This is a genomic window from uncultured Alistipes sp. (assembly GCF_963931675.1).
In the GTDB taxonomy this organism is placed as follows: domain Bacteria; phylum Bacteroidota; class Bacteroidia; order Bacteroidales; family Rikenellaceae; genus Alistipes.
On the sequence record NZ_OZ007039.1, the window covers coordinates 3,151,950 to 3,167,324 of the forward strand.

A 15,375-nucleotide genomic window follows, 5' to 3' on the forward strand; every position below is an offset into this window, starting at 1 on the left:
AATGACACGTTTGAAGATCGCCCTTCTGGCGGGCGGCGACTCTCCCGAGCGGGAGATCGCCCTCCAGAGCGCCGCACAGATCGAAGCGGCACTCGATCACACGAAATACGACATCACGGCCATCGACCTCCACCACCGCGACTGGCACCACACGTCGCCCGACGGCCGGCAGTGGCAGGTCGACAAGAACGACTTCTCGATCACGATCGACGGCGAACACAAGCTCTTCGACTACGCGCTGATCCTCATCCACGGCACCCCGGGCGAGGACGGACGGCTGCAAGGCTATCTCGACATGATGGGCGTTCCCTATTCGTCGTGCTCGATGGTCTCGTCGGTGGTGACGTTCGACAAGATCACCACCAAGCGCACGCTGGCCGGGCGCGTCAACCTGGCCCGCGAACGGTTCCTGCGCCGCGGCGAGGCGTGGGAGACGGATGAGATCGTCGCCGGGCTGGGGCTGCCGCTCTTCGTGAAGCCCAATGCCAACGGCTCGTCGTTCGGCGTGACGAAGGTCCACACGGCCGGAGAGCTCCCGGCAGCCATTGAGGCGGCATTCGCCCAGGACGACGAAATCCTTATCGAGGAGTGCATCACGGGCCGCGAAATGGGATGCGGAATCCTCGTCACGCGCGAAAAGGAGTACATCTTTCCCATTACGGAGATCGTTCCCAAGAACGACTTCTTCGACTACGAGGCCAAATACACCGCCGGACGCTCCGAGGAGATCACCCCGGCGCAGATTCCCGACGAGGTGCGCAGGGAGTTGAACCGCATGACCCGCGAGGCTTACCGGGCGTGCCGCTGCTCGGGTGTCGTCAGGGTCGACTTCATCGTAACCCCCGCCGGAAAACCCTATTTCATCGAGCTGAACTCGATCCCGGGGATGAGCGCCGGGAGCATCGTTCCGAAGCAGGCCCGCGCAATGGGGCTGTCGCTCGGCGAGTTGTATGACCTGATTATCGCCGACACCTGCCGCAAATGATCGAGATCGACGACAAAATCGTAAGCGCCGACCTGCTGCGCGAATGTTTCGCCTGCGATCTGGCGCAGTGCAAGGGCATCTGCTGCGTGGAGGGAAATGCCGGAGCACCGCTTGAAGCCGACGAGGTGGAGATCCTCGCACGCGAATACCCGAATTACCGCCCCTACATGACCGGCGAAGGCATCGAGGCCGTCGAACGGCAGGGTTTCATGGTCGTGGACGAGGAGGGCGACCTCACCACGCCGCTGGTCAACGATGCCGAATGCGCCTACACCTATCAGGAAAACGGCGTGACGCTCTGCGCCATCGAGAAGGCGTGGCAGGAGGGCAGGACGTCGTTCCGCAAACCGATCTCGTGCCACCTCTATCCGATCCGCGTGATGCGCTTCTCGAACGGAACCGTGGGGCTCAACTACCACCGCTGGTCGGTCTGCGCCCCGGCCCGGCGGTGCGGCGCCAAACTCGGGATCCCGGTCTACAAGGCGTTGCGCGAACCGATCATCCGCCGCTTCGGCGAGGAGTTCTACAAGGCACTCGAAGCCGCCGAAGAGCTGATCAAACAGTAAACCGAACATACACCGATACAAGATACCGATCGAAGATGAAAAAATACGTACTGACCTTCGCCCTGCTGGCGGCCGCTGTTGCTGCCGAAGCCCGGGCGGCCCGGCCCTCGCGGGCCCGGCTCCAGGAGCAGGCCGTCGAGGCGATGGCCGAAGCCGATTCGCTGCGCCGTCTCTCGGGACTGCAGGACGCTGCCATCGACTCGCTGCAGAACCTGCTCGACAGGATGGAAGCCCGCCTGGAAAACCGGACCCGGAGCGTCCGCGAGGCCGAAGCCAAACCCGTCGACCCGAAACAGGCTGCCGCAGACTCCATCGCCGACCTGCAGCTCCGCCTGCAGCGCAAGCAGATCGAATCGACGTTCGATACCCACGGACTGACGGTCCTCGACACGCTCGATTCGGGAAATGACGCCCTGCACGTCATCCTCTACGCCAACAACACCTGGAAGTACGTCCGCAACCGCGCCGTGGCCAAGGACAGCACGATCTTCGAAAAGTATTGGGATACGACGTCGCTTTTCCCATATCAGGAGGTCGACATGTCGTCGATGCCCCAGTCGGTCGTGATCGACCTGGTCGACTCGACGAAGAGCTACCACTATCCCTACAAGGGTGCCGTGAACCCCCGCGGCAAGTACGGTCCCCGCCGCGGACGCCGCCATCAGGGCGTCGACCTCCCGCTCAAGATGGGCGATTCGATCTATGCCACGTTCTGCGGCCGCGTGCGCATCTCGAAGTACGTCCGCGGATACGGCAATCTGGTCATCATCCGCCACGACAACGGCCTGGAAACCTATTACGGCCACCTCTCGGAGCGGCTCGTCGAGCCCGGAACGTGGGTCGAGGCCGGGCACATCATCGGTTTGGGCGGTTCGACAGGGCGCTCGACGGGTCCCCACCTCCACTTCGAAACCCGTTACTACGGGCAGGCGTTCGACCCCGAACGGCTGATCGACTTCAAGAACGGCATCCTGTGCCGCGAAACCTTCCTGCTGAAAAAATCCTTCTTCAGCATCTACTCCAATGCCGGGCAGGATTTCGACGATGAGATCGCCAACGAGGAGCAGGACAAGAAGGAGGCTGCCGAAAAGGCCGCCATGCGTTACCACAAGATCCGCTCGGGCGACACGCTGGGGGCGCTGGCCATCAAGTACGGCACGACCGTGACGAACATCTGCCGCCTGAACGGCATCAAGTCGACGACCATCCTGCGCATCGGACGCACCCTCCGGGTACGATAGGCGCCAGGCACGGAAAACGGACGGACCGCTTTGAAGCGGTCCGTCTGCCATTTCAGTTCCCGGTCTCCGAGGTTCGGGAACGGCCCCGTTCGAAGATCCCGGCAGGGTAGCGGACATCGCTCAAAAAGAGCCCCTGCGCCGGGGCCCCGGCACTCGAACGCGACAGGTCCCGGCTCTCGATGATCGCCCGGAAATCCTCCGGCGTATAACGCCCCCGGCCCACGTCGACCAGCGTCCCCACAATCGCCCGGACCATGTTCCGCAGAAAACGGTCCGCACGGATTGTAAAACAGAGACGCCCGTCCGCCAGAAGCGTCCACTCCGCCCGCATCACGTGGCAGATGTTCGTCCGGTTGTTCGAGTTGAGTTTGGCAAACGACGTGAAATCCTCGTACTCCGGCAGCAGGGCCGCCGCGCGGTTCATCCGCCCGAGGTCCAGCGGCACGTAATACTGCCACGTCAGGTGGCGCGTGAAGGGATTCTTGTGCGGTTCGATGTAGTAGCGGTACTCGCGCTCCCGGGCGTGGAACCGCGCGTGCGCATCGTCCGCAACCGCCGTCAGACCCTCCGCCGAGATGTCCTCCGGAAGCAGGAAATTCAATTTGTAGAGCGTCTGCGCCGGATCCGCGACCGGTGCCGAACAATCGAAATGCGCCACATAATACGAGGCATTCACCCCCGTATCGGTGCGACCCGCTCCGGTCACCTCGACCGGTTCGCGGAGGAGCGTCGTCAGGGCCCGTTCGAGGGTCTGCTGCACCGACGGCTGGTCAGGCTGCCGCTGCCACCCGCAATAGGCCGCTCCCAGATAGCGGAGTTCGAGAAAATATCGCATGGACAACTTCTTTTTCGGTACAAAGATACGCATTTCGCACATACGATAAACCGGGGTCGCTGCGTTTAGTTTCCGAATTTATTCGTATCTTTGTCGGAACTGAATTTTCGAACCGCACTACGACATGAAGGCTGCAATCATCGGATACGGCAAGATGGGCCGCGAAATCGAACGGATCCTCGCCGAACGGGGACACGAAACCGCCCTCGTCATCGACCTCGACAATGCCCGCGACCTCGATGCCGGACACCTGAAGGGCATCGACGTGGCTATCGAATTCACCACGCCCGCCACGGCTTACGACAACATCCGCACCTGTCTGGAGTGCGGCGTGGCCGTCGTCAGCGGAACAACCGGCTGGACAGACCGCCTGGCCGAACTGCAGGAGTTGTGCCGCCAGCGCGGCGGGGCGCTCTTCTACGCCTCGAACTACTGCCTGGGCGTCAACCTCCTGTTCCGCCTCAACCGCCAGCTCGCCGCACTGGTCGGACGCCTCGGGGGCGGTTACGAGGTCCGCATCGAGGAGGTCCACCACACCCAGAAGAAGGATGCCCCGAGCGGTACGGCCATCACCCTGGCCGAAGGAATCCTCGAAAACCTCCCCGGAAAAACCGGGTGGGTGAACTTCGCTCCGGGTATCGAACACGCCGCAAACCGCGTGGAGCGCAGCGAGGATACGCCGGCCGACCGCATCGAGATCCGTTCGGTGCGCGAGGGAATGGTCCCGGGTATTCACACCGTGACCTACGAGTCCGAGGACGACATCCTCGAACTCCGCCACGAAATCAAGAACCGCCGCACGCTGGCGCAAGGAGCCGTCGTAGCAGCCGAATTCCTCTGCGGAAAGAAGGGCGTGTACGGCATGGATGACCTGCTGAAATAGTTGAAACAACCGAGACAACATGCAAAAAATCAAGGCTTTTTTCAGAAACAAATGGGTCGGGTTCACGCTGGCCGCCCTGCTCTATACGCTCTGGTTCGTCGTCTGGACCGGGAACCTCTGGCTCCTGATCGGCCTGCCCGTCATCTACGACCTCTACATCTCGAAGCTCTTCTACCGCTACGTCTGGCACCGGAATACCGAACTCTGTAAACGGAACAAACTCTACAAGACCGTTTACGAGTGGGTCAACGCCATCATCTTCGCAACGGTCGTCGCTTCGCTCGTGCACATCTTCATCTTCCAGATGTACGTGATCCCCACCTCGTCGATGGAGAAGTCGCTGCTCGTCGGTGACTACCTCTACGTCAGCAAGGTATCATACGGGCCCCAGATGCCCAACACGCCCCTGTCGTTCCCCTTCGTCCACCACACGATGCCCTTCTCGCAGACCAAAAAATCATTCTCCGAAGCGATCAAGTGGCCCTACCACCGGCTCAAGGGACTCAAGCCCATCCGCCGAAACGACGTCGTGGTCTTCAACTTCCCGGCCGGCGACACCGTGCTCCTGGAAAACCAGTCGGTGACCTATTACGACGTGCTGCGCGGTTTCGAGGAGTCGTTCGGAAAGGAGGAGGGACGCAAACGCCTCAACGAGAAGTACACGGTCATCAGCCGCCCCGTGGACAAACGCGAAAACTACATCAAGCGCTGCGTGGCCCTGCCCGGCGACTCGCTCGTAATCCGTGACGGACAGGTCTTTGTCAACGGAGAGCCCCAGGAGCCGATCCCCGGGCTGCAGAGCTCCTACATCGTGCAGACAAACGCACCCTTCACGCAATACGCCCTCGACAACCTCGGAATCACCGAATACAGCGGGAACGGCGCCGCCTACTACATGGCCCTCACCCGGGAGACCGCCGAGAAGATCGGGAACCTGAACAACGTCATCTCGATCCGCCCCTACATCTACACCCCCTCGACCGACGTATTCCCCCAGTGGAACGAAGCCCGCTGGAGCCAGGACAACTACGGCCCGATCTGGATCCCGAAGAAGGGCGCGACGGTCGAACTCACGCCCGACAACCTGCCGCTCTTCCGCCGGATCATCGAGGCATACGAGGGGCATGAGCTCGACGTGCGCGACGGCGCGATCCGCATCGACGGAGAACCCGCCACGCAGTACACCTTCGCCATGGACTACTACTGGATGATGGGTGACAACCGCCACAATTCGGCCGATTCGCGCTTCTGGGGCTATGTTCCCGAGGACCACATCGTCGGAAAGGCCTCGTTCGTCTGGCTATCGCTCGACGCCAACAAGAAGTTCCCCTCGAACATCCGCTGGGAGCGCCTCTTCCGGAAAGTGCGGTAGGACATGCAGCCCGACGACCTCTACCGGACCGTTGCGGCGCCCGCCGAGGCAGCCTGTCGCGAACGGAGCAGCAAGTTCCTCGCGTGGATCTATCCCGTCCGCAGCGAGGAGGAGATCCGCGGCCATCTGGATGCCCTGCGCAAGCGTTTCTTCGACGCCACGCACCACTGTTACGCCTGGCGGCTCGGACCCCGCGGCGAGGCATTCCGCGCCAACGACGACGGCGAGCCTTCGGGAACGGCCGGAAAGCCGATTCTCGGGCAGCTGCTCTCGAACGACATCACCGATTGTCTCGTAGTCGTGGTCCGCTACTTCGGCGGCACGAAGCTCGGGGTTCCCGGGTTGATCGCCGCTTACAAGGAGTCGGCCGCCGCGGCCATCGAAGCCGCGCAGATCGTCGAGCGGACCGTCGACCGGATCGTCACCGTCGATTTCCCCTATGTGGCGATGAACGACATCATGCGCGCGGTCAAGGAGTTGCAGCCCCGGATCGAGGAGCAGGCTTTCGACAACCTCTGTACCCTGCAGCTCACGATCCGCGAAAGCCGCGCCGACCTGCTCGAAGAGCGCCTCCGCAAGGCCGGCGGCTCCCTCCGGGAGTAGAAAGAGCGGGCCGAAAGAGAGAAGGGCCGGAGGAGAGAGGAACCGGAGAGGATAAGACGGAAGAGAGAAGGGCAGGAGAAGGGCAGGAGAAGGGCAGGAGAAGGGCAGGAGAAGGGCAAAAAGGAGAGCGGTCGGACCGCAGGCGCCCTTCGGGAGTAGAAACAAACGAACAGCAGAACAGGTCCGCAAGACGCGGACCTTACGGATATGGAAAAACACGAAAACTGCATCTACATAAAGGGCGCGCGGGTCCACAACCTCCGCAACATCGAGTTGGAGATCCCGCACGAAAAACTGGTCGTCATCACCGGACTGTCGGGTTCCGGAAAGTCGACCCTCGCCTTCGACACCATCTTCGCCGAAGGGCAGCGACGCTATGTCGAGAGCCTCTCGGCCTATGCCCGGCAGTTCCTCGGCAAGATCAACAAACCCGATGTCGACATCATCGAGGGAATCGCTCCGGCCATCGCCATCGAACAGAAGGTCAACACCCGCAACCCCCGTTCGACCGTCGGCACGACCACCGAAATCTACGACTACCTGAAGCTCCTTTTCGCCCGCGTGGGCCACACCTTCTCGCCCGTCTCGGGCGAAGAGGTCCGCTGCTACTCGACGGACGACGTCGCCGAATACCTCCTCGAACACCGCGGACAGCGCATCGTCATCGCAGCCCCGCTGGTGCTCGCCGAAGGGCAGGGGATCATCGAAAAGCTGACACTGCTGCTCTCCGAGGGTTTCATGCGTCTCTACACCGGCGGTGAAGTGCGGCTCATCGAGGATGTGTTGCCCGGAATCGGGCCCGACACGAAGGCCGACGACCTGCGTATCGTCGTCGACCGCCTGCGCGTGAATGACGACGAGGAGACCCCGACCCGCATCCGCGATTCGGTGGCACGCGCCTTCTCCTACGGCGGAGGCGTCTGCGAAACGGTCACCGACGACGGACTGCGCGCATTCTCGTCGCGCTTCGAGGCCGACGGAATCGAGTTCGAACCCCCGACCGAACACCTCTTCAGCTTCAACAACCCCCTCGGGGCCTGCCCCCGCTGCGAAGGGTACGGGAAGGTCATCGGCATCGACGAGGACCTCGTCATCCCCGACAAGAGCAAAACCATCTACGAGGATGCCATCGCCTGCTGGCGCGGCGAGACCATGCGTCGCTGGAAACAGCAGCTCATCGACAACGCCGCAAAGTTCGACTTTCCGATCCACACCCCCTTTCACGAGCTGACCCCCGACCAGAAACGCCTGCTCTGGCGCGGGAACCAGTATTTCCACGGTCTCGACGAATTCTTCCAGTACATCGACTCCGAGCGGCGCAAGATCCAGTTCCGCGTGATGAAGGCCCGCTATACGGGCAAGACCGTCTGCCCCGAATGCGGCGGTTCGCGCCTCCGCCGCGAAGCCCTCTACGTGCAGGTCGGAGGACGCACGATCGCAGACCTGGTCCGGATGCCCGTCGACGAGCTGATCGCCTTCTTCGCCGACCTGCAGCTCGACGACCACGACGCAAAGGCCGCTGCCCGCATCCTCGTCGAGATCCGCAACCGCCTGCAGTACCTCGCGGACGTGGGGTTGGGATATTTGACCCTCGACCGCCTCTCGTCGACCCTCTCCGGAGGCGAAAGCCAGCGCATCAACCTCTCCACATCGCTCGGAAGCAACCTCACCGGCTCGCTCTACATCCTCGACGAACCCTCGATCGGCCTGCATCCCCGCGATACGAACCGTCTGATCGGCGTGCTGAAACAGCTGCGCGACCTGGGAAACACGGTGATCGTCGTCGAACACGAGGAGGAGGTGATCCGCGCCGCCGACTGGATCGTCGACATCGGTCCCAAAGCCGGGTACAACGGCGGCGAAGTGGTCTTCAACGGCACGCTCGACGGACTGCTGAAGTGCGACCGCAGCCTCACGGCAGACTACCTCACCGGACGCCGCGAAATCGCCGTCCCGACGAGCGTCCGCGGCTGGAGCCGCTCGATCCGGATCCGCGGCGCCCGCGAAAACAACCTCCGCAACATCGACGTCCGGATCCCGCTCGGCGTGATGACCTGCATCACCGGCGTCAGCGGCTCGGGAAAATCATCCCTCGCCAAGGGAATCCTCTATCCCGCACTGAGGCGGATGCTCTACGATACGGGGCTGAAACCCGGCGATTTCGACGGACTGGAGGGCGACGTACAACTGCTCAAGTCGGTCGAGATGGTCGACCAGAACCCCATCGGAAAGTCCTCCCGCTCGAATCCCGTCACGTACATCAAGGCCTACGACGAAATCCGGAAACTCTTCGCCGACCAGCCCTATGCCCAGCACAACGGCCTCGGACCCTCGGCCTTCTCGTTCAACATCGCCGGAGGCCGCTGCGAAGAGTGTCAGGGCGAAGGCGTCATCAAGGTATCGATGCAGTTCATGGCCGATGTCGAACTGGTCTGCGAAGCCTGCGGCGGAAAACGTTTCCGCGACGAGATCCTCGAAGTCAAGTACCGCGGCCGGTCGATCTACGACGTCCTGGAGATGACCATCGACGAGGCCATCGATTTCTTCGGCGAGGATCTCCGCAACGCCACCTGCCGCCGGATCATCGAACGCCTCCAGCCCCTGCAGGATGTCGGACTCGGGTACATCAAGCTCGGACAATCCTCCTCGACCCTCTCCGGCGGCGAGAGCCAGCGTGTGAAACTCGCCTCGTTCCTCACGAAGGATGCCGCGCAGGGCGGCGTGATGTTCATCTTCGACGAACCCACCACCGGGCTCCATTTCCACGACATCTCGAAGCTCCTCGCGGCGTTCAACGCCCTGATCGAACGCGGGCACACGATCGTCGTCGTCGAGCACAACATGGACATCATCAAGTGCGCCGACTGGGTCGTGGACCTCGGACCCGAAGCCGGAGAGGAGGGTGGACGGGTCGTCTTCGAAGGTACGCCCCGCGATCTGGAGCGCTGTCCCGAAAGCCACACCGGCGACTACCTCCGCCGCCACACCAAACACTGAACCGCCAAGATGGAATTCCATACCTACCAACTTCCCAACGGAATCCGCGGCATCCACCGCCAGGTGCGCGGATCGGTGGCCCACTGTGCGCTGGTCATCGGCGCCGGAAGCCGCGACGAACTCCCCTCGGAGTACGGGCTGGCACACTTCACCGAACACGCCTTCTTCAAGGGCACAGAACGCCGCCGCGCCTGGCAGGTCAACTGCCGCCTCGAAAACCTCGGCGGCGAACTCAACGCATTCACCACCAAGGAGGACACGACGATTCACGCCACAACCCTCCGCGGTGACTTTGCGAAGGCCGCCGAACTGATTGCCGACATCGCCTTCCATTCGACCTTCCCCGACCGCGAGCTCGAACGCGAAAAGGAGGTCATCGTCGACGAAATCAACACCTACAAGGATTCGCCCGCCGACCTGATTTACGACACCTTCGAGGACCTGCTGTTCGAGGGTTCGCAGCTGGGTCACAACATCCTCGGCCGCAAGGCCGCACTCGCCCGATACAACGGCGGGGCCATCCGCGCCTTCACCCGGCGGATGCACACCACCGACCGCATGGTCTTCTCGTCGATCGGAAACTTCTCGCCCCGGGTGGCCGAGGCCGTCGCGGCACGCTACTTCGGCGAACAGACCGCCACCGTATGCCGCAGCGAAAGGGTAGTGCCGGGACCCTGCACGGCCTTTGAAAAGAGCGTCGTGAAGCATACCCACCAGACCCACTGCATCATCGGAAACCGCGCCTACGGAATCGCCGAAGAACGCCGCCTGCCCCTGGCCCTCGTGGTCAATATCCTCGGGGGACCCTGCGCCAATTCGCTGCTCAACATGGTCGTGCGCGAACGAAACGGGCTCTCGTACAACATCGAAGCGTCGTACACCCCCTATGGCGATACCGGAATCGTCGCCATCTACTTCAGTTCCGAACACGGCAATGCCGAACAGTGCATCGAGCTGATCGAAGGGCAGTTGCAGAGGCTGCGGACCCAGCCCCTCACCAGCCGCCAGCTCTCGATGGCCAAGAAGCAGTTCATCGCCCAGCTGGCCATTTCGAGCGAAAGCAACGAAAGCTACATGCTCAGTGCCGGAAAAAGCCTGCTGACCCACGACGAAATCGACACCATGGAGCAGGTCTACGCCAAAGTCCGCGAACTGACCGCCGCACAGCTGACCGAAGTCGCCGAGGAGGTCTTTTCGGGGATGTCGCGCCTCATTTACAAATAGACCGTATGGACGCACTCGAACGATACGTACATGAACATTCGGCTCCCGAGGAGGAACTGCTCCACGAACTGGACCGCGAAACCAATCTCCGCGCCGTGGCTCCCCGCATGTTGTCGGGCCACATTCAGGGGCGGATGCTCGAAATGTTCGTCCGCATGATCCGCCCCCGGCGGGTGTTGGAGATCGGAACCTTTACGGGTTATTCGGCCCTCTCGATGGCCGCAGGGCTCGAAGACGAGGCCCGGCTCGACACCATCGAGGTCGATGACGAACTGGAAGAGTTCACCCAATCGTGGTTCGACCGTTCGCCTCACGGGCCCAAAATCCGCTTCCACATCGGATCGGCCCTCGACATCGCCCCCCGGCTCGGCGAAATATACGACCTCGTATTCATCGACGGCGACAAACGCGAATACCCCGACTACTACCGCATGCTGATGGGGGACAACGGCGGCAAGGCGCTCGTACACGGCGGCTCGGTGCTCATTGCCGACAACATCCTCTGGTCGGGAAAGGTCGTGCAGCCCGTGGCGCACGGCGACCGCCACACGCAGGCGTTGATCGAGTTCAACCGCATGGTCGCCGAAGATCCCCGCGTGGAGAATGTCATCGTCCCCCTGCGCGACGGGCTGAACCTGATCCGGGTAAAAAGCAACTGAAAACAACAGGGATACTACGGATTTCAACGATTCGATACAGCGCTGACAGGCTTCGCAAAGTCCCCGCCGAGGCGGGGATTTAGGGGTGGGTCAGACCTGAATACGGCGCCGCAGGCGGCGAACAACAGCGGCGGGATACGAAACACCGGACAACAAGCAACCATCGACAACATACATTTTACCATGGAAATCAAGGAATTGCAGGAGCGTGTAGACGCCTGGATCAAGCAATACGGCGTGCGTTACTTCTCGGAACTGACCAACATGGCCTGTCTCATGGAAGAGGTGGGGGAGTTGGCCCGCGTCATGGCCCGTACCTACGGCGACCAGTCGTTCAAGGCCGGTGAGAAAGCCAACCTTGCCGACGAAATGGCTGACGTCCTGTGGGTATTGGTCTGTCTGGCCAACCAGACGGGGGTCGATCTCACCGCCGCCGTCGAGGCCAATTTCTCCAAGAAAACCTCCCGCGACAAGGAGCGACACCTCAACAACAGCAAACTCAACAAGGAGTGAAAAAACGGTTCATTTCACGGAGCGGACCCCGTATGCGGCGGCCCGCTCCCTCTGTTTTTTCCGGAACACCCTGTTTTTTATGCCCTTCGGACGGATCGGGTTGGTCCGTTCGGAAAAAATCCGTACCTTTGAAAAACCGGATCTGTAACCTCCAAAAACAACCATCATGAAACGTTTTTACCTGCTGACCGCCCTCTTCGCGCTGACTGCCGCCGGGTGCGTCAAGGATGAACTTGTCGATGCTTCTACCCCTCCCCTTCCGGAAAATCTGACCGTTGAACAGACCGACTACACGCTCGGGCCCATCGAGGAGCGGACCGCAACGGTGGTGTTCTCCGCAAAGGAGGAGTGGACCCTCTCGATCGTGTACGACGATGCCGATGCCGCGTGGCTGACCGCCGATGCCGCAGGCGGTGCCGCCGGAGAACAGAGCCTCGGAATGTCCGCCGCACGGAATTTCCAGGCAGCGCCCCGCACGGCCTATGTCGACCTCGTCTGCGGGGAGCAGACCGTGCGGCTGACCGTCACCCAGACGGGCCTGTCCGACGACATGGACTTCTCCGCACTGTTCGATGAAACCTTTGCGCAGAAGTTGCAGGAACGGGATATTGTCGCCGATGCGGAGAAGATCACGATGCAGGAGATGCAAAGCATGGCCATAATGACCGAACTGGATATTTCGGGAACTTATGACAATCCCGGCTCCCTGACCTCCCTGCGAGGGATCGAGTATTTCGAAGCGCTGACAAAATTGAACTGCAACCGCAATTCGTTGCCGGAGCTGGATGTAAGCCAGAACACGGAACTGACGGAGTTGCGGTGCGAATACAATTCGTTGACGGAGCTGGATATAAGCCAGAATATGAAGCTGACGTATTTGAACTGCAACAACAATTCGTTGACGGAGCTGGATGTAAGCCAGAACACGGAACTGACGGAGTTGCGATGCGACTTCAATTCGTTGACGGAGTTGGGCCTGAACACGGAGCTGACGGTGTTGCACTGCCAGAGCAATTCGTTGCCGAAGTTGTATGTAAGCCAGAACACGAAACTGACGGAGTTGTGGTGCGGAAACAATCAGTTGACGGAGTTGGATGTAAGCAAGAATACGGAACTGACGGAGTTGCCCTGCTACCACAATCAGTTGACGGAGTTGGATGTAAGCAAGAATACGAAGCTGACGAAGTTGTCCTGCGGAACCAATCAGTTGAAGGAGTTGGATGTAAGCAAGAACACGAAACTGACGCAGTTGCTCTGCGAGTACAATCAGTTGAAAGAGTTGGATGTAAGCCTGAATACGGAACTGACGTATTTGGACTGCAACTCCAATGAGTTGACGGAGTTGGATGTAAGCCTGAACACGAAGCTGACGAAGTTGTACTGCAACTCCAATGAGTTGACGGAGTTGGATATAAGCCTGAATACGGAACTGACGTCGTTGCAGTGCCACGACAATCCCGGGGACGGAAACTCGGTTTTCCCGCTTACGGTATGGGGAGACCAAGCCGAAAAACCGGACAGTTTGTACGTGTATCAGTCGGGTTGGTGGTACAACGACAAGTACATCACCATCGAATACCAAACGGCTCCCGGCGAATAACCGGACATCCTCCAAGAGAAAAAATATCCTCCAAGACAAAAAGAAGCAGAAGAGGGGCCTCCCTGGTGGGAGGCCCCTCTTCTGCATCGGCGGATCGGCCGACTATACCAGTTTCAGGTCCTGCTTGATCCCCTCGATCTTCGCATCCAGCTCGGCCAGCACCTTGTCATAGTCCGCTACCGACGGAAGCACGGCCTTCACCCCGAAGTAGAACTTGATCTTCGGCTCCGTGCCCGACGGACGTACCGAAACCTTCGTCCCGTCCTCCGTGAACCACTGCAGCACGTTGCTGCGATCCTGCTCGATCGGAGTCTTCACGCCCGTCTTCACGTCGGTCGCCTCCAGCGTCTGGAAGTCGTTGATCTTCACTACCGGCGAACCCAGGATCGTCTTCGGCGGATTCGAACGGAAGTCCACCATCATCTGCTGGATCTGCTCGGCACCCTCCTTGCCCTTGCGGACCACCGACACGAGACCCTCACGGTAGAACCCGTACTTCACGTAGAGCTCCTGCAGCCACTCGTAGAGCGTCAGACCCATCGTGTCCCTGGCCCACGCCGCAGCCTCCGCGGCCAGCGAGCACGCCGAAACCGCATCCTTGTCACGCACGTAGTCGCCGCCCAGATAGCCGAACGACTCCTCGCCGCCGCCGATGTACTTCGTCTTGCCCTCGTTCTCGCGGATGATCTTCGCAATGTACTTGAAGCCCGTCAGGCAGTCGTAGCACTTCACGCCGAAGTGATCCGCCACGGCATTGGCCATCTGCGACGTCACGATCGTCTTCACGACGTACTGGTTGCCGTCCAGAAGCCCTCGCTCGGCCCAGCGCGTCAGCTGGTAGCTCATCAGCAGAACCAGCGTCTGGTTGCCGTTCAGCAGCACGTATTCGCCCTTCTTGTTGCGCAGTGCCACGCCGATACGGTCCGAGTCGGGGTCCGTGGCCAGCACCAGGTCAGCCCCCTCCTTGGCGGCCAGGTCGATCGCCATCGACATCGTCTTGCGCTCCTCCGGGTTCGGGGACTCCACCGTCGGGAAGTTGCCGTCGACGACCGACTGCTCCTTGACCATGATCACGTTCGTGAAACCGAACTTCTTCAGCGACGCCGGAACCAGGCGCACACCCGCTCCGTGCATCGGCGAGTAGACGATCTTCATGTCGTGGTACTTCGCCACGCTCTCCGGCGCGAGCGACAGTTCGTGGATCCGGTTCAGGTAGATCTCGTCGAACTTCTCGTCCAGGATCGTGATCTTCTCCGGATGCAGCCCCTTGAGCACCATGTCCACGTCGGTGATCTTCTCCACCTCGGCGATAATGTTCTTGTCATGCGGGGCCGTCACCTGTGCGCCGTCCGTCCAGTAGGCCTTGTAACCGTTGTACTCCTTGGGGTTGTGCGACGCCGTCACGACCACGCCCGAGTGGCATTTCAGCTCGCGGATCGCAAAACTCAACTCCGGCGTCGGACGCAGCGCGTCGAAGAGGTATACGTCGAAGCCGTTCGAGGCGAAAATGTCGGCCACGCGCTCGGCGAACATCCGCGAATTGTTGCGGCTGTCGTGAGCCACGGCCACGCGGACCTGCTCACCCGCAAAGTTCTTCTTCAGGTAGTTCGAAAGTCCCTGCGTCGCGGCACCCACCGTATAGACGTTCATGCGGTTCGAGCCTACGCCCATGATTCCGCGAAGACCGCCCGTTCCGAATTCCAGATCCTTGTAGAAACTCTCGACGAGCTCCTTCATGTCGTTATCCATCAGATACTTGACCTGCTTCTTCGTCTCTTCGTCGTAGTGTCCGTCGAGCCACGACTGCGCTTTCTTCAGAACCAATTGTTCCAGTTCGTTTGCCATAGTTTTTATTGGTTTTATTTATAAAATCGGACGCGTGAGTCCCAAAAAATTT

Annotated in this window: 13 protein-coding genes; 11 read left to right on the forward strand and 2 right to left on the reverse strand. The window is 60.8% G+C overall.

The genetic code is table 11. The features are described from left to right. Position 1 precedes the first annotated feature (1 nt). From ABGT65_RS13455 to ABGT65_RS13465, 3 genes are read left to right on the forward strand one after another with little or no spacing between them, the layout of a single operon-like run. Positions 2–985 (forward strand): D-alanine--D-alanine ligase, encoded by a 984-nt coding sequence (locus ABGT65_RS13455; RefSeq protein ID WP_346702880.1) that lies wholly within the window; start codon positions 2–4, stop codon positions 983–985. Continuing rightward, the gene (locus ABGT65_RS13460) at positions 982–1,551 is read left to right on the forward strand and encodes a DUF3109 family protein (RefSeq protein ID WP_346702882.1); all 570 of its coding nucleotides are present in this window, start codon (positions 982–984) and stop codon (positions 1,549–1,551) included. The genes ABGT65_RS13455 and ABGT65_RS13460 overlap by 4 nt, the downstream gene beginning before the upstream one ends. A 35-nt stretch (positions 1,552–1,586) precedes the next feature. Further along, a complete protein-coding gene (locus ABGT65_RS13465) occupies positions 1,587–2,792 on the forward strand; it encodes a peptidoglycan DD-metalloendopeptidase family protein (protein ID WP_346702884.1) in 1,206 nt (401 codons plus the stop codon). Between the two features lie 52 nt (positions 2,793–2,844). Here the strand turns inward: ABGT65_RS13465 and truA are convergent, their stop codons facing one another. Next, positions 2,845–3,627 carry a tRNA pseudouridine(38-40) synthase TruA gene (gene truA / locus ABGT65_RS13470; protein ID WP_346702886.1) on the reverse strand — a complete coding sequence of 261 codons (783 nt, stop codon included), beginning with the start codon at positions 3,625–3,627 and terminating at the stop codon, positions 2,845–2,847. Positions 3,628–3,751: 124 nt separating this feature from the next. Here truA and dapB point away from each other — a divergent pair, with 124 nt between their 5' ends. From dapB to ABGT65_RS13510, 8 genes are all read left to right on the forward strand, one after another. Beyond that, positions 3,752–4,510, forward strand: a complete 759-nt coding sequence (gene dapB, locus ABGT65_RS13475) for a 4-hydroxy-tetrahydrodipicolinate reductase (RefSeq protein ID WP_346702888.1) — start codon at positions 3,752–3,754, stop codon at positions 4,508–4,510. 19 nt (positions 4,511–4,529) lie between these two features. After that, positions 4,530–5,882, forward strand: coding sequence for a signal peptidase I (gene lepB / locus ABGT65_RS13480; RefSeq protein ID WP_346702890.1), 1,353 nt, complete (start codon positions 4,530–4,532; stop codon positions 5,880–5,882). A gap of 3 nt (positions 5,883–5,885) precedes the next feature. After that, positions 5,886–6,485, forward strand: a complete 600-nt coding sequence (locus tag ABGT65_RS13485) for a YigZ family protein (RefSeq protein WP_346702892.1) — start codon at positions 5,886–5,888, stop codon at positions 6,483–6,485. 207 nt (positions 6,486–6,692) lie between these two features. Continuing rightward, entirely contained in the window at positions 6,693–9,482 is a 2,790-nt protein-coding gene (uvrA, locus tag ABGT65_RS13490) for an excinuclease ABC subunit UvrA (RefSeq protein WP_346702893.1), read from the forward strand. Between the two features lie 9 nt (positions 9,483–9,491). Beyond that, on the forward strand, positions 9,492–10,706 hold the full coding sequence (locus ABGT65_RS13495) for a pitrilysin family protein (RefSeq protein WP_346702895.1): 1,215 nt from the start codon (positions 9,492–9,494) through the stop codon (positions 10,704–10,706). A 5-nt stretch (positions 10,707–10,711) separates the two neighbouring features. Then, the gene (locus ABGT65_RS13500) at positions 10,712–11,365 is read left to right on the forward strand and encodes a class I SAM-dependent methyltransferase (RefSeq protein WP_346702897.1); all 654 of its coding nucleotides are present in this window, start codon (positions 10,712–10,714) and stop codon (positions 11,363–11,365) included. Between the two features lie 183 nt (positions 11,366–11,548). Next, positions 11,549–11,878 carry a nucleotide pyrophosphohydrolase gene (locus tag ABGT65_RS13505; protein ID WP_346702898.1) on the forward strand — a complete coding sequence of 110 codons (330 nt, stop codon included), beginning with the start codon at positions 11,549–11,551 and terminating at the stop codon, positions 11,876–11,878. 166 nt (positions 11,879–12,044) lie between these two features. Then, positions 12,045–13,478 (forward strand): BACON domain-containing protein, encoded by a 1,434-nt coding sequence (locus ABGT65_RS13510; protein ID WP_346702899.1) that lies wholly within the window; start codon positions 12,045–12,047, stop codon positions 13,476–13,478. 102 nt (positions 13,479–13,580) lie between these two features. Here ABGT65_RS13510 and ABGT65_RS13515 read toward each other — a convergent pair whose 3' ends face one another. After that, positions 13,581–15,323 carry a phospho-sugar mutase gene (locus ABGT65_RS13515; RefSeq protein WP_346702900.1) on the reverse strand — a complete coding sequence of 581 codons (1,743 nt, stop codon included), beginning with the start codon at positions 15,321–15,323 and terminating at the stop codon, positions 13,581–13,583. Positions 15,324–15,375 lie beyond the last annotated feature (52 nt).